At 54.8% G+C, this 20,145-nt stretch carries 17 protein-coding genes; 4 read left to right on the top strand and 13 right to left on the bottom strand.

Features of this window, described 5'->3' with window-relative positions:
- On the top strand, positions 1–1,806 hold a 1,806-nt coding region (locus ABF287_RS14260), incomplete at its 5' end, for an aldehyde dehydrogenase family protein (RefSeq protein WP_347185664.1).
- Between the two features lie 74 nt (positions 1,807–1,880).
- On the opposite strand, the gene ABF287_RS14265 is transcribed toward ABF287_RS14260, so the two are convergent.
- The 4 genes from ABF287_RS14265 to ABF287_RS14280 all read right to left on the bottom strand — a co-directional run bounded on the left by ABF287_RS14265 (position 1,881) and on the right by ABF287_RS14280 (position 4,561).
- Positions 1,881–2,525 (bottom strand): DUF1523 family protein, encoded by a 645-nt coding sequence (locus ABF287_RS14265; protein WP_347185665.1) that lies wholly within the window; start codon positions 2,523–2,525, stop codon positions 1,881–1,883.
- Between the two features lie 12 nt (positions 2,526–2,537).
- Positions 2,538–2,804 carry a hypothetical protein gene (locus tag ABF287_RS14270; RefSeq protein WP_347185666.1) on the bottom strand — a complete coding sequence of 89 codons (267 nt, stop codon included), beginning with the start codon at positions 2,802–2,804 and terminating at the stop codon, positions 2,538–2,540.
- Positions 2,805–2,911: 107 nt separating this feature from the next.
- Positions 2,912–3,313, bottom strand: coding sequence for a hypothetical protein (locus ABF287_RS14275; protein ID WP_347185667.1), 402 nt, complete (start codon positions 3,311–3,313; stop codon positions 2,912–2,914).
- 33 nt (positions 3,314–3,346) lie between these two features.
- Positions 3,347–4,561, bottom strand: a complete 1,215-nt coding sequence (locus tag ABF287_RS14280) for a PLP-dependent aminotransferase family protein (protein ID WP_347185668.1) — start codon at positions 4,559–4,561, stop codon at positions 3,347–3,349.
- A 158-nt stretch (positions 4,562–4,719) separates the two neighbouring features.
- Between ABF287_RS14280 and ABF287_RS14285 the strand changes: the two genes are divergently transcribed.
- Positions 4,720–6,891, top strand: coding sequence for an esterase-like activity of phytase family protein (locus ABF287_RS14285; protein ID WP_347185669.1), 2,172 nt, complete (start codon positions 4,720–4,722; stop codon positions 6,889–6,891).
- Between the two features lie 85 nt (positions 6,892–6,976).
- Here the strand turns inward: ABF287_RS14285 and ABF287_RS14290 are convergent, their stop codons facing one another.
- The 5 genes from ABF287_RS14290 to ABF287_RS14310 form a co-directional block, all read right to left on the bottom strand.
- A complete protein-coding gene (locus tag ABF287_RS14290) occupies positions 6,977–7,459 on the bottom strand; it encodes an Hsp20 family protein (RefSeq protein ID WP_347185670.1) in 483 nt (160 codons plus the stop codon).
- A gap of 121 nt (positions 7,460–7,580) precedes the next feature.
- Positions 7,581–8,384, bottom strand: a complete 804-nt coding sequence (locus tag ABF287_RS14295) for a trypsin-like serine protease (RefSeq protein ID WP_347185671.1) — start codon at positions 8,382–8,384, stop codon at positions 7,581–7,583.
- Between the two features lie 53 nt (positions 8,385–8,437).
- On the bottom strand, positions 8,438–9,730 hold the full coding sequence (gene glcF / locus ABF287_RS14300; protein WP_347185672.1) for a glycolate oxidase subunit GlcF: 1,293 nt from the start codon (positions 9,728–9,730) through the stop codon (positions 8,438–8,440).
- Positions 9,730–10,881 (bottom strand): FAD-binding protein, encoded by a 1,152-nt coding sequence (locus tag ABF287_RS14305; protein ID WP_347185673.1) that lies wholly within the window; start codon positions 10,879–10,881, stop codon positions 9,730–9,732. The genes glcF and ABF287_RS14305 overlap by 1 nt, the downstream gene beginning before the upstream one ends.
- Positions 10,878–12,314, bottom strand: coding sequence for an FAD-linked oxidase C-terminal domain-containing protein (locus tag ABF287_RS14310; protein WP_347185674.1), 1,437 nt, complete (start codon positions 12,312–12,314; stop codon positions 10,878–10,880). Before ABF287_RS14310 ends, ABF287_RS14305 begins: the two co-directional genes overlap by 4 nt.
- A 91-nt stretch (positions 12,315–12,405) precedes the next feature.
- Here ABF287_RS14310 and ABF287_RS14315 point away from each other — a divergent pair, with 91 nt between their 5' ends.
- Positions 12,406–13,101, top strand: coding sequence for a DUF599 domain-containing protein (locus ABF287_RS14315; RefSeq protein WP_347185675.1), 696 nt, complete (start codon positions 12,406–12,408; stop codon positions 13,099–13,101).
- 23 nt (positions 13,102–13,124) lie between these two features.
- On the opposite strand, the gene ABF287_RS14320 is transcribed toward ABF287_RS14315, so the two are convergent.
- From ABF287_RS14320 to ABF287_RS14335, 4 genes are read right to left on the bottom strand one after another with little or no spacing between them, the layout of a single operon-like run.
- Positions 13,125–15,188, bottom strand: a complete 2,064-nt coding sequence (locus ABF287_RS14320) for a hypothetical protein (RefSeq protein ID WP_347185676.1) — start codon at positions 15,186–15,188, stop codon at positions 13,125–13,127.
- Positions 15,185–17,962 (bottom strand): DUF4159 domain-containing protein, encoded by a 2,778-nt coding sequence (locus ABF287_RS14325; RefSeq protein ID WP_347185677.1) that lies wholly within the window; start codon positions 17,960–17,962, stop codon positions 15,185–15,187. The genes ABF287_RS14320 and ABF287_RS14325 overlap by 4 nt, the downstream gene beginning before the upstream one ends.
- Positions 17,962–18,849 (bottom strand): DUF58 domain-containing protein, encoded by an 888-nt coding sequence (locus tag ABF287_RS14330; RefSeq protein WP_347185678.1) that lies wholly within the window; start codon positions 18,847–18,849, stop codon positions 17,962–17,964. The genes ABF287_RS14325 and ABF287_RS14330 overlap by 1 nt, the downstream gene beginning before the upstream one ends.
- Positions 18,846–19,850, bottom strand: coding sequence for a MoxR family ATPase (locus ABF287_RS14335; protein WP_347185679.1), 1,005 nt, complete (start codon positions 19,848–19,850; stop codon positions 18,846–18,848). The genes ABF287_RS14330 and ABF287_RS14335 overlap by 4 nt, the downstream gene beginning before the upstream one ends.
- A 101-nt stretch (positions 19,851–19,951) precedes the next feature.
- On the opposite strand from ABF287_RS14335, the gene ABF287_RS14340 reads away from it, so the two are divergent.
- Positions 19,952–20,145: DUF1285 domain-containing protein (locus ABF287_RS14340; protein ID WP_347185680.1), on the top strand; the 194-nt coding region annotated here is incomplete at its 3' end.

Raw genomic sequence — 20,145 nt, forward strand, 5'->3', positions numbered from 1 at the left:
ATCGCGCCGGCGATTGCTATGGGCAACACGGTGGTGTTGAAACCTGCTGAATACACATCCCTGACAGCGCTTTTGTTTGCACAGATTTGCAATGAGGCAGGCCTGCCCAAAGGCGTCGTGAACATCGTCACTGGTGATGGCGCTGTGGGTGAAATGATCGTCACCCATAACGACATCGACAAAATCGCCTTTACCGGTTCCACAGGTGTTGGCCGCCGCATTCGCGAAGCCACCGCAGGATCAGGCAAGTCTTTGACGTTGGAATTGGGCGGCAAGAGCCCCTATGTGGTGTTCGAAGATGCCGACATGGACAGCGCCATCGAAGGTCTGATTGACGCGATTTTCTTCAACCAAGGGCAAGTCTGCTGCGCAGGTTCGCGCCTGTTGGTGCAAGAGAGCATCGCGGATGAGTTCCACAAACGTCTGATTGCTCGCATGGCAAATCTGCGTATTGGCGATCCTTTGGATAAGTCCATCGACGTCGGCGCTATTGTTGATCCTGTGCAGCTGTCGCGGATCAAATCCTTGGTCGAACAAGGCGGATCAGAAGGCACGATACATCAGCCCATAGCTGCCCCCGATGGATGTTTTTACCCCCCGACGTTGATCACCGACATGCATAGCTCCGCGCAGTTGATGCAGGAGGAAATCTTTGGGCCTGTGCTGGTCTCGACCACCTTCCGCACACAGGCCGAAGCTGTGCAGATTGCCAACAACACCCGCTATGGACTGGCGGCATCGGTATGGACCGAGAACGTCAATCTGGCGCTGGACATCGCGCCAAAACTGACCGCAGGTGTGGTCTGGGTGAACGGTGCGAATATGTTTGATGCGGCGGCTGGATTTGGCGGCGTGCGTGAAAGCGGCTTTGGGCGCGAAGGCGGCTGGGAAGGCTTGCAGGCCTACACCAAGCCTATTGGCAAGGCCGTTGCGGTCAAACCGGCCAAGACCTATGGAAAGCCGGATGAGATCGACACCGAAGGATTGGATCGCACTGCCAAGATGTACATCGGCGGCAAACAAGCCCGGCCAGACAGCGGCTATTCAAAGCCGGTATTTTCGCCAAAAGGCAAGCTCTTGGGGCATGCCGCCGTTGGCTCTCGCAAGGACATTCGCAATGCCGTAGAAGCCGCGCAAGCTGCCGCGGGGTGGGCCAAAGCCTCGGCGCATTTGCGGGCGCAAATTCTGTATTACGTTGGCGAAAACCTGTCTGCGCGCGCTGACGAATTTGCGGCACGCATCGTCGGACTGACAGGTACAACGGTGAGCAAAGCCGAGGCCGAAGTCACAGAGGCCATCGATACGCTTTTCACGTTTGCAGCATGGTGCGACAAACTTGATGGTGCGGCGAAACCTGTGCCGATGCGCGGCGTCGCCTTGGCGATGAACGAACCTGTGGGCGTGATTGGCGCCTTTTGTGACGACCGTCCACTGGGTGGCTTGATCGATGTGATTGCGCCAGCGATTGCGATGGGCAACCGCGTTGTGGCCGTTGCAAGTGCAGCTTATCCGCTGGCAGCCACGGATTTCTATCAGGTGCTCGATACGTCAGATTTGCCTGCGGGAGTGGTCAACATTCTGATGGGTGCCCACGCCGATTTGGCCCCAACCATGGCGGGGCACATGAACATCGATGCCGTGTGGAGTTTTTCCAGCGCGGACATTTCCAAAACGATTGAGGCAGAAAGCGCCGGAAATCTGAAACGCACTTGGGTCAATAATGGACAGGTGCGCGCCTATACTGCGCGTGATTGGTTGGCGCAGGCGGTCGAAGTGAAAACAATTTGGGTGCCCTACGGCGAGTGAGGCAATGCCCCATCCAAAACGTAAAAAACGCGCCTTTGTCGGGCGCGTTTTTCTTGGTCTTACGAATGCGAGCTCTATTTTCGAAGGCTCGAGAACCAGCCTTTGATGCCTCGCGCTTTTTCGCGCGCGCCGTCTTTCAACGCATCTGCTTTGTCATCCACCACATCCCAAGCTTCGCCTGCATCTTCAACAAGAGGGTCAATGGTACGTTCGCGAAACTGCAACCACATCCGACGGATCAGCAACAAAACAATCGCTAGGAACGGCAAGATTATCGTGTTCAACCAAGGGAAGGACGTCGCATCTGGGCCAACCACGGGTTTGATCGCGATCGCGTTTGGAAAGATCGACAGAACTTCGTTGCGCCAGCCATAATGCGTGATCGAGTACCATTCAGGATTGGCCTTATCGGATTCCGCGTCAGAGGCTTCGGTGTACAAACTTGAGGTGTCGAATTTGAAATAGGGTGGCCAGCTCCAGCCTGTGTCTTCGTTGCGATATTCCATCGTTTTGCCGTTGGCTTTGACGGTCTGGATAAATTGCACGTCACGCGTGGATTCCCCTGACGACCAAAAGATCGACCGATTGCCCGCGACAATCGTGCGTTCCGTGTTGGTGCCAACGATGCGTACGATGTCGTGTTGCGGCAACGTGTAGTGCAAAAAGCTGCCTACGATCAAAACGATCAGAGCGATCAGGGTCCATTTAACGTAGCGCATCTTTTGCGGGCCTCACATGAAATTTGTCATATAAAAAATCACGCAAAAGGTGATCATCGGAAGGATATAAACCCCAAGCAACAGTTTGGGGCGAATGGACTGGGCGTAGTCATCCATCCCCTTTTGCACATAATCATCGCGAGCACCAATAGAACCCTCTTCGACCCATTCTTTTTCCAACCGTTCACGGGTCAGCGACCGGACATAGATGGTCAAAAGTATAAAAAGAACTGTCAGGCCCACAAAGCCAACGACGAAGAATCTTAGAAAACCAAACATGACGATCCACTCAAGCTTGCAACTGTCTGGCTCAAAGCCAGTTTCAATGCACGATAGCGTTTTGCGCGGTGAAGCACGAGTGTCTTTGTTGGCGCGTTAGATCTGCGTTACAGATCGCGCGGCGGATCTTGCGGCGCTTGGTCTGTGGTGCCTCGCATTCCATCTTGGCTTTTGCGGCGCTCAACCTTTTGCGCCAGACCAATCCATGCCAGAGCCAAAACCGGTCCCCAAATCATCACAGCCGTTGCCGATTTATTGGCGAAGAACCTGAGCGCCACCGAAAGATCGCGTTCGAACGCCTGTGACACATCGTGCCCTTCAAGCGCGTAGAAGCCAGCCATAATCCCGATGCCGACAACCAACAAAATCGCAGCCGTGACGACAACGTTAATCACCACCCGACGTTGCGACCGCGTGTCTCGGGGCGTTAAAGCAAGCGGCAAGACATAAGCCATGCCCGCCAAGGCAACGACAGGCAGCACAACTGATATTAGGAATGAACTGTCCATCGTGTGCCCCCTGTTTGGTTTAGTCAGCGGGGGTTAGCGCGCCATTGCGGTGCGGATAACCTCTGCCAACCTCGCGATACCGGTTCCAATCGTGGCTTCATTCGCCATCGAAAAGTTCAACCGGATCGTGTTTTTTGTGTCGCCATCAGCATAGAATGCCGCGCCGGGCACAAAAGCAACCTTTTGCGCGAGCGCCTGTTCCAGCAGGTCCTTGCCATCCATCGCCGCTGGCAGCGTCAGCCAAACGAACATCCCACCTTCGGGAGAGGTCCATGTGATGCCTTCGGGCATATGGGCCTGCAAAGAGTTGAGCATCGCATTCAAACGGGTGCCGTATACCTCGCGCAATGTCACCACGTGATCGTCAAACACTGCGCGCGCCACATGATTGACCGCGATTTGGTTGATCGTAGCAGTCTGCAGGTCTGCCGCTTGTTTCAACAAAACTATCTGAGAAATCACAGGTTTCGCCGCAACGACCCACCCCACGCGCAAACCAGGGGCTAGCGTTTTGGAGAACGACCCGCAGTAAATGGTGCGGCAGGCATCGATGTCGCCTTTGTCGGCCATTTCCAATGCGAGGATTGACGGGATAGCATCGCCTTCATAGCGCAACGATTGGTAAGCGCCGTCTTCGATCACAGCAATTCCCAAGGCCTCGGCCTGTGCCAAAACGGCAAGGCGTTCAGCCTTGGTCAAGGTTTTGCCTGTTGGATTGGCAAAGTCAGGCGACAGATACGAAAACTTCGCGCGTCCACCGGCGGCTTGGGCTTGTTTGGCAACCGCATCAGGATCTCGGTTTTCGCCCGCGTTCAATCGATCAAACTGTGGTTCATAAGCATTGAAGGCACCAAGTGCGCCCAAATAGGTCGGCCATTCCACCAGCGCCGTATCGTCTTTATCGAGGAAAAGCTTGCCCAAATAATCCAGCGCCTGCTGAGAACCGGCCGTGACCATGATGTTGTCGATGTCGCAAGACACACCGAGCGTCTTCATGTGATCGGCAATCCATTCACGCAAAGGCACATATCCTTCAGAGGCCGCATATTGCAGCGCGACGCCAGCTGTCGCCTCGTCCAGCGCCACGGTCATAGCCTCTGCAAAGGCTGCCCGTGGAAAGTACTTGGGATCAGGAATACCACCCGCGAAGGAAATGATATCGGGTTGGTCCAACAGTTTGAGCAGCTCACGGATCTCGGAGGCTTTCATGCCTTGCGCCCGGTGAGCAAAAATATCGGTGTGATTCATCTGATCCTCCTCTAGTTCGACACTGATGCCTGAGGTCGCAAGTTAAGTCAACAGTGCTGACATAAAAATTCAATTCACAAATCTCACGTAAATCCATCACAGAGTTGTCACAAACAAAGCGCAAACCCCTCGCTATCTATCCACAAGGGGATTCTCCGATGAAATCGCACCTGCTCTTTGCAGCTTCCGCACTCGCCATGAACGCCGGCACCGCACAGGCCGACATGAATTTTAACCGCATCTCATCTTTCGCAACACCCGCCAATATGGCCGCTGGCGAAGACATGTCACGCGAAACTTCTGCCGAAATCATCGGCGCGTCCGAAGACGGCATGACATTGGTTTACACCGACAGCCCGCTTGGCGTGATCGGCTTGATCGACATCACCGACCCGAAAAACCCACAGCCGAAAGGCAACTTGAACGTGGGCGGCGAGCCGACATCTGTGACCGTTATCGGCAACACAGCGTTCGTGGCTGTCAACACATCCGAAAGCTACACCAAGCCATCCGGCAAACTTGTTTCTGTCAACATGGCAGACGGTTCCATCACCGGCGAATGTGACTTGGGCGGTCAACCTGACTCCACAGCACACGATCATGCAGGCACCGTGGTTTCCATCGCGATCGAAAACGAACGCGACGAAGACTTGGGCGACGGCCGGACCGGTCAATTGCCAGCGGGTTACATGTCAACTGTTGGCATATCAAATGAAACGATGGACTGCGCGACAACCAAAATGATCGACGTGACAGGCCTTGCTGAGATTTCTCCAGAAGATCCTGAACCAGAATTCACAGACATCAACAGCCTTGGTGAAGTGGCCGTTTCCATGCAGGAAAACAACCATATCGTCATCATGAATGCGGCAGGTGAGGTGATCAATCACTTCGCAGCAGGTTCAGTTGATCTCACAAACATCGATACCAAAGACGAGCGCGCAGCGTTGACGTTCGACCAAAGCCAAATGGGCCGCTTGCGCGAACCAGACGGTTTGCAGTGGATCGACGACAACCACATCATCATCGCCAACGAAGGCGACATGGACGGTGGTTCGCGTTCCGTCACTATCTTCCACAAAGACGGCACCGAAGTGTTTGAAACTGGCGCTGACTTTGAACGCCCAATCATCCAAGCAGGTCACTACCCAGACAAACGCTCCGACGCCAAAGGCGCTGAGCCTGAAGGCCTGGAAGTGGGCACATACGGCGACACAACATACGCATTCGTGCTTGGTGAGCGTTCATCCACTGTGTCTGTTTACGACGTAACAGACCCAACAAAGCCAACATTCGAACAGCTGTTGCCATCCGGTATCGCACCAGAAGGCGTGATCGCAATCCCGTCCCGCAACTTGTTCGTCACTGCAAACGAAAAAGACCTGATCGAAGACAAAGGCCCCCGCGCCCACGTCATGATCTACGAACTGCAAGACGCGCCCGCACAGTACCCAACACTCATATCCGAAGGCGCAGATGAGCTTATCGGCTGGGGTGCGATTTCTGGCATGGTCGCGGACGACGACGGCATGATCTACGCGGTCAACGACAGCTTCTACAGCTTCCAGCCTTCCATCTTCAAAATCGATCCAAGCCAAACACCGGCCAAAATCGTTGACGTGATCCGCGTTCACCGCGAAGACGGTAACCCAGCGCAGAAACTCGACATGGAAGGCATCACATTGGACGGCAAAGGCGGCTTCTATGTTGCCTCCGAAGGCCGCACTGATCGCCTTGTTCCACATGCGATCTACCACGTTGAAGCTGACGGCCTGATCAAAGCCAAAAAAGGTGAAATCGGTCTTCCACCTGAGTTGTTGAACTTCGAAAAACGTTTCGGCTTTGAAGGTATCACACGCGTTGGCGACACACTTTGGATGGCTGTTCAGCGCGAATGGAAAGACGATCCAAAGAACACTGTGAAACTGGTGGCCTACAACCTTGAGACCAAAGAATGGGGCGCCGTAAGCTACCCTAAAACTGAGCCTGCCAAAGGCTGGGTTGGTCTTTCAGAAATCGTTGCACACGGCGATTACTTCTATGTCATCGAGCGCGACAACCAAATCGGCGAAAACGTTGTAACCAAGAAAATCTACCGCATTCCAGCAGCAGAAATGGTTCCAGCAGCGCTTGGTGGCGATCTTCCAGTTGTCTCCAAAGAATTGGTGCGCGATTTGGTGCCTGACTTGCAATCATTCAACGGCTACGTGGTCGACAAAGTTGAAGGCTTGGCCATCACCAAATACGGTGAAATGTTCGTCTCAACAGACAACGACGGTGTGGATGACAGCTCTGGCGAGACCTTCTTCTGGTCTATCGGCAAAATGTAATTCGCTCATTCTCAAACTCTAAAAACACAAACGCCCGGAGATATCTCCGGGCGTTTTTTATATCAGTCAGTTTCGAAACGGGCGCTTATGCGTCAATCGTCTCTGGTGTGGCGGCATCAACAGCTGGGGCGCTTTTGCTTTGCGTCGATGCAATTGCAATGCGGCGCGGCTTCAAGGCTTCTGGCACTTCGCGCAGCAAATCGACATGCAGCATGCCGTGCTCGTGCGTGGCCTCTGTCACCTTGACGTGATCCGCCAAGTGGAACCGGCGTTCAAACGCACGGGTCGCAATGCCGCGATGCAAATAGGTTTTACCAGCAGCAGCTTCGTCCGATTTACGGGCCGCAATGATCAGCGCGTTTTCGCGTTGTTCAATCACGATGTCATCAGGGGAAAATCCCGCGACGGCCACGGAAATGCGCCACGCGTCATCACCGGATTTTTCAATATTGTAAGGGGGGTAGCTGGGCTGTGAGACGTCTTGGCGAATGACACGATCCATAAGATCGGTGATTTGGTCAAAGCCAACAGTGGCACGGTTCAGCGGGGTAAGGTCAAAATTTCGCATGGGTATCCTCCAATGAGCGATCCAAAAAATTGCTTTCCCTTCAGGGACAAGCTCGTGTCAGACCTGCTCGGCAGCGCCTGACACAATTGATTTGGGAATGGAGGATTAGCCTTTCAAGGGGTTAATCGTAGAACGTGCCAGAAACGTCCTGAAGGTCCCTTAGACCCTGCGAAAAAAGGTCTTCATCTGCGCCGTCAAATGACGCGCGACCACGTTCGACCATGGCAAATAAAACATCCAAGCCCCCGTCCAAAGCCGTACCGACCGACACTTTGTTGCCTCGAAATTGCGCCTTAGCAGAGACCACGGATACAATCATCGGACGTCCGCTTTTCATAGAGAATATGGGCGATCCTGATGCGCCGAAATCCACATCGCAAGAGGTCACAACAACGCCGCCCTGACGGGCCAAAACATGGCAAGACGATTGCAAAGCCGCGCTATCGGCGTGCCCATGCGCATAGGACACCACCCCAACCGTTTGACCTTTGCGCGGACGATGCGCCGTTTCAAACGGCATCACGACGCTTTCGCTGACGGGGCGGTCCAATTCAACAAGGGCAAGGTCATTGGTGAGCTGTTCTTGCTGACTGCCAATCGCCATCTCGTAGTCGGGATGGACAAAGTAGCGCGACACATTTCGTGAGGCGAGCGACTGACCATCGTGCCACCCTGCGCGAAATTGTATCTCACCAATTTTCTGCGGCTTCTGAGTGTCGACGTCGTAAAGGCAATGCGCAGCCGTCAAAACCAAAGACGGCGTGATCAAAGACCCCGTGCAAAAGCTGCTTTCACCAAAATCCAAACGCCCAACTGCGTCCCAACCTCGGGACGTGTTTTGCGTAAAAACGGTATCGCGTTGACTGTCTGCTTGCCCCTGACCTGCCATGCAGATCAACAAGAAGATGCCCAAAAGATGCTTCATAATCGTCCTCAGTTTTGGCGCCGATCAATATCGCCCAGCGCCTCACAGACTTATTATGAACGATTCGCAGAAAGTTTGCGGGGTTTTTGTCCGCCTGTTGCCCAGTCGAGAAGCTCAACTGTGTGGATAACCGGCAATTTTGTCCCTGATCCGATCTGCATAATGCAGCCAATGTTGCCTGCAGCCACAAGATCTGGGGTCTTTACCTCCAAACTTTCGACTTTCCGTTTCTTCAGCTCCTGAGAGATCTCAGGTTGCAAAAGATTGTAAGTGCCGGCAGATCCGCAACACAAATGGCTGTTTTTGGGTTCAACGACCGAAAATCCAACCCGTTTCAAAAGCGTTTTTGGGTCAGATTTGATCTGTTGGCCGTGTTGAAGCGAACACGCCGCGTGATATGCCACGGTCAAATCTTGAGTTCCGCGCGGCAAATCCAGCTGCATCAGCACTTCCGAGATATCTTTCGCCAAGCTCGAAATATGCGCTGCATCTTGCGCCAAATCAGTCTCGCGCATCATGTGACCATAATCCTTCACGGTCGTGCCACAGCCCGACGTGTTTATCACGATCGCGTCCAGCCCAGCGCCCCGTGTTTCGGCCATCCAAGACCGAATGTTTTGAGCGGCAGAGGCGTGCGCTTCTGTTTCGCGACCCATGTGGTGGGTAAGTGCCCCACAACAGCCAGCCCCTTTGGCCACAACCACTTCACATCCGTGACGCGTCAACACGTTGATCGTGGAATCGTTGATGTCCGTATCGAGCGCTTTTTGCGCGCAGCCCGTCATCAATGCCACACGCATTTTGCGTTCGCCCTGAGCAGGGAACACCTGCGGAGCATCGTTGCGCGACACTGGCGGAATGGTTTTTGGAGCCATTTCCAACATCGCTCGCAACCGTGGATCAGGGATCAAATGACGAAACGGCCGTCCAATTTTTGCGCCCAGCAACGCCATACGAAACCGATTGGGATAGGGCAAAATTTTGGCAAGCGTCCAGCGCAGCAAGCGATCCATCAGCGGGCGTTTATAGGTTTTTTCAACATGCACGCGCGCGTGATCGATCAAATGCATGTAGTGCACGCCGGAAGGGCACGTGGTCATACAAGACAGGCACGACAAACATCTATCAATGTGTTTCACGGTTTTCTCATCAGCTGGACGATCATTTTCCAGCATATCTTTGATCAGATAAATGCGGCCTCGTGGGCTGTCCAATTCATCGCCCAAAACGGCATATGTTGGACAGGTCGCGGTGCAAAATCCACAATGAACACAAGCGCGCAAAATCTCGCTAGAGCGCGCGGTCGCAGGATCGGTCAGTTGCTCAGGTGTAAAGTTCGTTTGCATCAGGCCATCATCCCACGATTGAATTTTTGCTTCGGATCAAATTTGGCACGTACCCCAGCACTGAGCTGCGCAACCACAGTATTTTCAGGATGAAACACGCCCAAGTTTTGTTTGGTGGCATCGCTGGCACGCAGCAGCGTCGCATGCCCTGACGCCATGTGCGATCTCACGTCACTGTCTGGTTCTGTCAAAAGCCAAACACGCCCACCGCCCCAATCGTACATCGCATCAATTGGCTGCACGGCCTCGACCAATTTGGGGGCCTCAGACGGTTTGACGGACACCCGCCAAACATCGCCCGATGTCTTATGGAAACGCGTAACATCGCGGATCTGTGACCAAGTTGTTTCATTGCGTTCGGCATCGACAGACACTGTGATGTCGCCAAAAGCCTTAAGCGCTTCTTGCAAGTCTTGCGCACGGGTCATCACCGAGGCCTCAAACCCTTCGATCCGAATGAGCGTGCGCGAAGATGCGTTTTCTGTTGCAGGCAGATGTGCCGCACCTGTGACACTATAGGGCGTGCCGAGTGCAGCCGACATCGCGGCGACCGCCGTGGTCGCACTCAATCCATCCCATTGAAGTGTCGCGGCCATTTCCGGAATTGGCTGCGTCTTCATGCTAATTTCAGTGATCAACCCGAGCGTGCCATAGCTGCCCGCCATCAGTTTGACCAAATCAAGCCCTGTCACGTTTTTCATCACACGACCGCCATTTTTGATCACCCGCCCCAGCCCGTCGACAAAGCCGACACCAAGGCAAAAGTCCCGACAGGCGCCAACGGTGACGCGACTGGGCCCAGAGGCATTCGCTGCCACAAGCCCCCCAATGGTGCCTTGTGCGTCGCGTCCCAAAAGTGGGGCAAAGTTCGGCGGTTCAAACCCAAGCCTTTGTCCCTCTTTGGCCAACTCTGCGCGCAATGTGTCAACAGGCACGCCCGCAGCTGTCGTCAAGGTCAACGCACTTGGATCGTATAGCCAAGCCTGATCAGGCGCCTTGAGCTCAGATCCTGTTGCCAAACCAATACGGCTTGACCCATTGCCTGTCAGCAGATGCTGATCTTCGGCGCGGACTTGGTCTGCAATCTGCGCTTCCCATGCGGCCACATCGGAAAACTGCTTACCCAAAATAGTTGTTGCTGTCGGTGTCATAACTGCCCCCGGCGTGTCTCGGATACGGATAATGGGAAAACTTTGGCTGGGTTCAAAAGCCACTTTGGATCGAACACGTCTTTGACGCGCATCTGCACATCCAGATCATCCGCCCCGTATTGGTGCAGCATCAAATCGCGTTTCTCGATGCCGACCCCGTGCTCACCTGTCAAACAGCCCCCAACATCCACACAAAGTCGCAAGATGTCAGCGCCCAAAGCTTCGCATTTTTCAAGGTCGCCCTCTTTGTCGGCATTGTAAATAATCAGCGGATGCATGTTGCCGTCACCAGCGTGAAACACGTTGCCCACAGCGAGCCCGTAATCCTTGGACAACTCGCTGATACGCTTGAGCACGTATGGCAATTCGCCCACGGGGATCGTCCCGTCCAAACACATGTAGTCACCCATTTGCCCCATCGCCCCAAAGGCAGATTTGCGCCCAAGCCAAATCCGTGCGCTTTCCGCCTCAGATTTACTTTCGCGAATTTCGACAGGATTGTGCTGTTTGGCGATCGCCACAATGCGCGTAAGTTGGTTGTTGATCTCGTCTTCAGAGCCTTCAACTTCGATGATCAGCAGCGCTTCGCAATCCGGATACCCCGCTTTGGCGAATTCCTCAGTCGCGACAATACAAGGCCGATCCATAAACTCGATGGCCACAGGAATAAGCCCCGATTTGATGATGTCCGACACACACGCGCCCGCGACCTCGTTGCTGTCAAAGCCCATCAAAACAGGCCGCGCGCCTTCGGGTTTGGGCAAAATGCGCAGGGTCGCTTCGGTCACGATGCCAAGCTGGCCTTCAGAGCCACAAATCACCCCAAGCAGATCCAAACCGCCCGCATCCATGTGTTCGCCGCCAACCTCGACGATTTCACCATCCGCCAGAACCATTTTGACGCCCAAAAGGTTGTTCGTGGTCACGCCGTATTTCAAACAATGCGCGCCGCCTGAATTCATCGCGATGTTCCCCGCAATCGCGCAGGCCAACTGACTGGAGGGATCGGGCGCGTAAAAGAACCCGTCACTTTCCACTTCGCCGGTCACAGCCAAGTTGGTGATGCCCGTTTGCACTTTGATCACGCGATTTGGGTAGTCGACGCTCAACACATCACGCAAACGCGCCACACCCAAAATGACGCTATCAGCGGTGGGCATTGATCCACCCGCCAGCGAGGTGCCTGCACCTCGCGGCACAACAGGTACGCCCATCTGGGAACAAATGCGCATAATGTCGGAAACCTCTTGCGTGCTGCGTGGCAACACCGCCGCCAACGGAGGGCAGCGATAAGCAGACAATGCATCGCACTCGTAGGCCTTAAGCTCCTCAGGTGCATCAATGACGCCGTCACGCCCCAATGCTTTCAACAATTTTGCCACCAACTCAGGTTTGCGGGACAAAATTTGGTCGTTTGGGACAGGCATTTCCATGAGCGACTCCACGAGTGATTGAATATTGGTAAGGTTTTATAACCAATTTTTCCATATGACAAGACAAACCCAAAAGCGTATATCCAAATTCATGGAATTACTTGATCAATTGCGCTATTTCACCCAACTCGACGGCTTGGCTGTCGGGTTCTTGTTTCTGTCTTGGATTGTCCTCGGGTACGTCATTGAAAGCCCGCCCAAATCGCGCATCTCGACCTCAGTCGTTATGGCGGACTATCGGCGCAAATGGATGGTGCAAATGATCACGCGCGAACCACGCATTTTCGATGCTTCGGTTCTCGACACACTACGACAAGGCACCGCCTTTTTCGCCTCAGCCTGTATGATTGCTATTGGCGGCGGATTGGCCGCGATTTCGAACGCAGAACGTTTGCGCGGCGTCGCCCAAGATCTCACACTCGACGTGCCACAAGTCATCTGGGAAGTGAAAATCCTGCTCGCGCTTGTCTTTATCACCAGTGCCTTTTTGAAATTCATCTGGGCCAACAGGCTGTTTGGCTACTGCGGTGTTGTCATGGCTTCAGTGCCCAACAAAGTCGATGCGCCAGAAACGCTGCCCCGTGCGAAAAAGGCGGGTGAACTGAACATCGCTGCAGCCCGCGCTTTTAATCGTGGTTTGCGCGGAATTTACTTTGCTTTGGGGTCTTTGGGATGGTTTTTGGGTCCAATCGGCCTGTTGATCGCGACACTTATGACGGTCTTTATCCTGGTGCGTCGTGAATTCGCCTCGGCATCGCGCGAAGTTCTTTTGCAAGACGAAGTTTAGGCCACTCAAAACGGCACCGCGCCTTATCTGCGGCCCTCACGCAACCACATAAAGACGACCCAGCCGACCAACAAAAGCGCCCAAAGCCACGCAGGTATCAACGGTGTTTTTGAGGTCGACAGTGTCACAAATGCCGCGCGTGGTGTGATGCCCGCCCAAGCGCGCCCCGCCGCCGGACGTCCCTGCGATACGCGGCGCAGATCAGGCAATCCCTCAGATAGCTCAAATACACCTGCGCGCGTGGCCCGCACAGCATCGAGCATCAGTGCTTCGGTCGCAATGGTGTGTTCAAACTCGCGTGGTGCAGCAGGCCCTAAGACTACCACAGCACTTTGATCACCCTGCGCAATGCGGTAGAGCCCCATGTCATCCCCCCGCACCTCTGCTTGATACAATCCTGGGCGAATTTGCTCCATATCGACCACAGTTTCGCCACCGTCAGGCCCTACAACCGTGACGCTGCGCGGACCATCGGTCAAACTGCGGCGGGTGATGGTGATCTCCGTGCCACTTGCACTTGCGGTAAGAGCCTCTTCCTCAAGATCAGGCTCTTTCATCATCCAATGCGCGAGCCTGCGCAAAAGTTCCAATTGCGGACCACCGCCTTCAACGCCACGGCTCCAGAGCCACGCGTGATCCGATGCAAGCACCGCAACACGCCCCGCTCCCGCATGATCCAAAACCAACAAGGGCCGGCCTTCAGCCCCTTTCATAATCACGTCGCCAGACGTGACCTCAAGATCGACATGGCGAAACCACCGACCCCAATCGGGCAAACCATTGGCATCTGTCACACCGCCCAACCCTTGAGTCACAGGGTGACGTAGTCCCAATTCAGAGATTTGCGGCGCGTATCCCTGTTCAAAAACGCGGCCCGTAGGTCGCGCAGGGATCACCCGCGATAATGGCGAATAATACAGGCTGTTGGCAGAGGCAAAATCAGGGCCAGCAGCAAACAAAACCGCCCCGCCGTCCTCAACATACCGTGCGATGTTTTCAAAGTAATTTGCATAGAGAATACCGCGTTGCTTATAGCGGTCGAAAATGATCAAATCAAAATCATCGATTTTTTCTAAAAACAACTCCCGCGTTGGAAAGGCGATCAACGACAGCTCAGTCACGGGCACGCCATCTTGCTTGTCCATGGGGCGCAAAATGGTGAAGTGCACCAGATCGACGGCACTGTCAGACTTGAGCAAATTGCGCCAAGTCCGTTCCCCGTTGTGCGGCTCGCCCGACACCAACAACACACGCAATCGATCCCGAACGCCGTTGATTTGAACCACCGCTGAATTGTTGCGATCTGTCAATTCGCCCGGCGCCATCGGAACAGAAAACTGCAACACATTCATACCACCATGCGGCAATTTTAAAGGCACTTGCACAGCGCGACCCACGGGGATCTCAAACTCAATATCGCGCCCCCCATCAATCGACACGATCAAAGGTGCACGCGGCGCAAGACCGTCCGGCACAGCGCCTACGTCTTCCACTTTTAGCGTCAAAATGATTTCTTCATCCATGATCGCAAACGATGGCGCATTCTCAACGCTAAACTTTCGGTCCCAATCATCGGGTTCGCCCGTCAACATCAGATGCAATGGCGCAGGCACATCAAGCTCAAGACCTGCATCGTGCACCTGCCCGTCCGACAGAACAAACACCCCAGCAAGCCGCTCAGACGGCACATTCGCAACGGCTTCACGCAAGCGCGTCCTGAGCAACGACCCACGATTATCCGCCCCATCAGCCAACATCACAACGCGCAGCTCGGTGTTGGGCAAACGGGCAATCTGCGCGGTGAGTTGCACCTTGGCTGCCTCCGTTTGCGCCATGCGCGTCGACACAGATTGCGATGCAGTCGCGTCCACCAAAAGAACAACAATATCGCTTAAATCAGAGCGGTCTTCGCGCAAGATAGACGGATTTGCCAAAGCCAAAAGGATGCCCGCAAACGCAACCCCGCGCACGGCCCACCCCGTCATGCCACGCATTGCTGACAACACCAATGCGACAGCCAAAACGAGCAGGACCCCGCCTAAAACAGGCCACGGAATATAGGGCGAAAAGACGATCTCAGGCATCATTCACCCAGCCTTTCCAGCAGTGCAGGCACATGAACTTGGTCTGATTTGTAACTTCCGGTCAGCACATACATCATCAAATTGATGCCAAACCTATAGGCCATTTCTCTTTGCTGCTCGCCCACATACCCACTGCCGACTGGGCGCAAAGCACGCCCATCCTCAGTCACAGCCCACGCCGAAGCCCAATCATTCGCGCCAATGATGACAGGGCTCACGTTGTCGTTCAAATTTCGAAACGGCATGCCCTCGCTCGACGGTTCTTGATCAAAGGATTTTTGCAGCCAAACGTCAGCACCGACATAGCGACCAGGAAATGCATCCAGCAAATAAAACGACCGCGTCAGCACGTGATCTTGGGGGACAGGCTCCAAAGGCGGCACATCCAAGGCATAGGCAATATCGCGCAGCTTAGTGCCCAAAGGCGTTGCTTGCCCAAAGCCAGAAATGTCCCCGTCACGTGTATCGAAAAAGAGCATGCCGCCCGACCGCATATACGCGTTCAATTTCGAATAGCTCTGCGCCGACAAAGGAGGCTGCGACAGTGTGATCGGCCAATACAAAATCGGAAACACGCCCAAAGGATCTGTTTCCAAATTCACGCCCATCGGTACCGCGGGTTCAACCGAGGTACGCGCCGCAAGCGCTTGCGACAAGCCCACAAGGCCTTGCCGCGACACGTCGTCGACAGCCTTATCACCCGTCAGAACATATGCCAAAGTCAGCTCAGAACTGGCAGCTTGCAAAAACGCGTCTTGCTGCGCGCCAGCGCTTTGCGCAAGTAATATATTTGGGTTTGAAACCCCCATCGCAAACACGCACCCTGCGATGAAAAGCGGCGCGGCACCCTTGTAGGTAACGCGCCCTGTGAGCATCAAAACCGCCAACAAATCAAGTGCAAGCGCAGCCAAAGCCAGCATCAATAGAACCGGTTTCAAAGACACTTCGGCGGCATTTTGTGCACCGATCATTTCAACGCTGCTCGGCCATTGTGCTGCAACAAGCTTGCTTGTCGGCCCAAAAACATTCAGCGCAAATGCGCGATCCTGTGTCTCATAGATACCAGCTGGCGTTTTGGCCGATGCGCTTGCGTTCGAAAAGACTTCGCCTGACACGGGTTCACTCAAACCTGCATCATGCAGATCGCCAAACCCATCCAGAAGCAATGTGGGCGACAAGACTTGCCGTTGCAGATCGCTGTCTTGCGCCTCACCTACGCTGGACGCAGATGTCAGGCGCTGCAACATCGACACAAACAACCCTGACAACGGCAACGTCGACCACTGTGCATTTGCGGTCACATGGAACAAAACAACCTGCCCCTGCCCCACGGTTTTTCGGGTAACCAACGGCGTGCCATCCGCCAAAGTCGCAATCACGCGCGCCGCCAATTCGGGTTCGGGTTGCGCCAAAACTTGAGACGTCACTGCGACATCGTCTGGAATCTCAAGCCCAAAGAAAGGCGATGCTTCAGCGAACGGCCGCAAAAGTTTGGGCTCTCCCCAGCTCATCGCACCGCCAATCGAGCGCCCGCCCGCGCGCAAAGTGACGGGCATCAAGGGATCTATCCCATCTCTGGCCACGTCGGACGCTGCCAATTTTTCACCGGCAAAACGCAGCAACTGCCCGCCTTTAGAAGTCCACTCCAGTAACTTCGCATTTTCGTCACCAGCAAGGCGCGCGACATCCGCCAAAACGATGACATCGGGGTTGGCTGCGACCAAATCATCAAAAGTTCCCTCGATGATATCAGACGACTGTTCGAAGGCCGCGCGCAAGTAATGAAGCGGGGACAACAAATCAATATCGCCGCCTTCTGATTGTCCCGATATCAATGCAACCTTTGGACGTTTCAAACTATCAGCAACCAGTTGAACCGCAGCAGCTGAAGGTTCCTTGTCAATTTCGAACCTTGTGACACGATTTCGCAATTCTGGCCTTAGGGCAAATTCGACAGGCGTCGCACCAGCCGAAACCGCGAGACTGACGTGCCCCAACACCCGCTCAATACCTGAGGGATCTGGACCAATCGCCGAGACCGTGACCTCGCGATCTGGGGCACTGCCAAGACTGTGCACAACAGCATTCACACCACCGTCAGCGCGCATCACAGGGCCCAATGCCAAAACGTTGCGCGGGGTCTCAATCACACTCACTGCGCCCAAGCGCTCCAAAGCGGCAAGCACATCAAGGCGGCGTGGATAGTCCAACCCACTCGACACCCAAAGAGTGCTCGCCTCTTGGTCCACCACATCAATCGCGCGCAGCAATGCATCCGCATCGGGCACATAAGGTGCAGGTGAAAATCCAACCAAATCTGCGCGCCACATGCGGGCCGGCTTGAACGTCAAGCCCTGCGCTGGCGTATCGGTTGCGACGCTCACCGCCACCAATCTGTCGCTGCGGTCGGCTTGTGCCAAGATTTCGTCGACGCGCGCCATTTGCGACGACCAGACAGGCGCATCCGCCCAAGTGCCATCGACCAAAATGATCAGGGGGCCATCGTCATCCTCGCCAGATTGCGGGTTCAAAACAGGGCCAGAAAACGCCACGATCAACGCAGCCACCGCCAGCATTCGCAAAAGCGTCATCCACCAAGGGCTGCGCGCGGCTTGCGCCTCTTTGTCGTCCAAACCAAGCAACAAAAAGACGGCGGCGAATTGCTGGCGTTTGGGCGCGGGCGGCACGGCACGCAAAAGCAACCAAAGCACGGGCAGGATCAGCAAGGCCCACAGCAAAAACGGCGCGGCAAACCCGATTGGACCCAGCACCCACATCAGCGCGTGCCCTGTTCAAGTGCTTGGAACATCCATAGCAACGCGGCACCTGCGGATGCGTTTGTATGCTGGCAGGAATACTGCCAGCCAGCTTGCGCCGCCAGACTGCGCAACGCGGCTTTTCGCTCTGACAACCGATCGAGGTAGCGTTCTTTTAAGTCACCAGCGCGCAAAGTTTCATGCGACGTAGACCCAGCCATCGACGTGAACACCGTGCGCCCTTGATAGGGAAACGCCTCTTCGGCGGGGTCCAAAATTTGAAACAGTACACCACCGATACCTCGGTCAGCCGCGGCCGCCACAGCGGCCTCGATTGGCGCAATCGGCCCCAAGAAATCTGACAAGAATACAGCACGCGATTGTGGTGCGAAGTTGGAAACATCGGGCACGCCGTTTTCGACATTTTGGGACGTGCTCAGCCCTTCGGCGATACGTCTCAATTGCTGCCCGCCGATGCGGGGCGGCGTTCCAAGGCTATCAAGCGCCACGCGCTCACCGCCATTCATCAACAAAATCGACAAAGCGAGTGTCAGCAACGCCGCATACTGGTGTTTTGTCGCGCTGTTTTCCAGTGACGAAAACTGCATTGACTTAGACAAATCGCACCAAAAGTGCACAGACTGGGCCGCTTGCCACTCTTTTTCTCGGACAAAATATACATCTGATTGACCAGAGCGTCGCCAATCAATCGCGCGAGCTGCGTCCCCTGCTTGTGCAGGTCGATATTGCCAAAATTCGCTGCCTGCCCCTGCGCGTCTGCGCCCGTGCCCGCCCATCATCAACGTGCGTGCAAGTTGATCGGCATCTGCCAAAAGCGCAGGGAACGGCGCCGCCAACTCTTCGGCGCGTGCACGCAAACCTGAGGGATATGCGGCTAAATCTGTCACGCCGCGGGTCTTGCTTTCAACGCAGACTGCGCTGCTGCATCAATCAATGCGCCCAAATCGTCGCCGCGCGCACGGGCCGCAAACGTAAGTGCCATCCGATGACTCAAAACGGGTCGCGCCAAGGCCAAGACATCATCCGGCGATGGGGCCAATCGACCGTCCAGCAACGCGCGTGCACGCACCGTTAGCATCAAGGCTTGGGCGGCGCGTGGTCCGGGGCCCCATGCAACGGCGCTCGAAATGGCATCAGAAGCCTCAGGCGTATCAGGGCGACAAGAGCGCACCAGATCAAGGATCATCTCAACCACGTTTTCGCCAACGGGCATTTTGCGCAACAAGGCCTGTGCGGCGATTAAGTCAGCCGCGGTAAGCACCTCGACCGCATCCTCTTCGGCACTGCCAGTGGTGGCTAAAAGGATCGCACGTTCGGTGTCGCGATCAGGATAGGCGACATCAACTTGCACCAAGAACCGATCCAGCTGGGCCTCGGGCAAAGGATAGGTGCCCTCTTGTTCCAGCGGGTTTTGCGTGGCGAGCACATGGAACGGTGGCTCTAGATCATGTGCTTGACCGGCGATTGTGACCGATTTTTCCTGCATCGCCTGAAGCAAGGCGGATTGTGTGCGCGGCGAGGCGCGGTTGATTTCATCGGCCAACAAAAGTTGACAAAACACAGGGCCTTTCACGAAACGAAACGCGCGACTGCCGTCTTGCGCGGTCTCAAGAACTTCAGAGCCTAAGATGTCTGCGGGCATCAAGTCGGGGGTGAATTGAACACGTGCGCCTTTTAACCCCATCACAGTGGACAAGGTATCAACCAAACGCGTTTTCCCCAGGCCAGGAAGTCCAAGCAAAAGCGCGTGGCCCCCACACAGCAAAGCGGAGAAGACCAAATCAACAACCTGTTCTTGGCCTATGAAACGACGGGTGACAGATGCCTTGGCCTCGGCCAATTTTGCACCAAGCTCTTCGATCTCTTGCACAAGGTCACTTTGCGACATGTCTTCACCTATCCTCAAAAACTGTGCACTATTAGAAACAGGTCTGCGCAAAAGCACAAACAGACAATCGATCTTTGGCCTCGAATTGGAGTGAATTTATTGTGAGTGTCTCTGCCGACAGTATTGCCGCCGCGATCTCTGCCGCAAAAGGGCGCGGATTACCGCCTGTCGCGCAATGGAACCCACCTTATTGTGGGGAGCTCGATATTCGGATCAAAAAGGACGGCACGTGGTTCTATCTTGGTACCCCGATTGGGCGGGTCAGATTGGCGCGCTTGTTTTCTACCGTCTTGAA

The sequence above is a fragment of the Pacificibacter sp. genome (assembly GCF_039769035.1).
Taxonomy (GTDB): domain Bacteria; phylum Pseudomonadota; class Alphaproteobacteria; order Rhodobacterales; family Rhodobacteraceae; genus Celeribacter.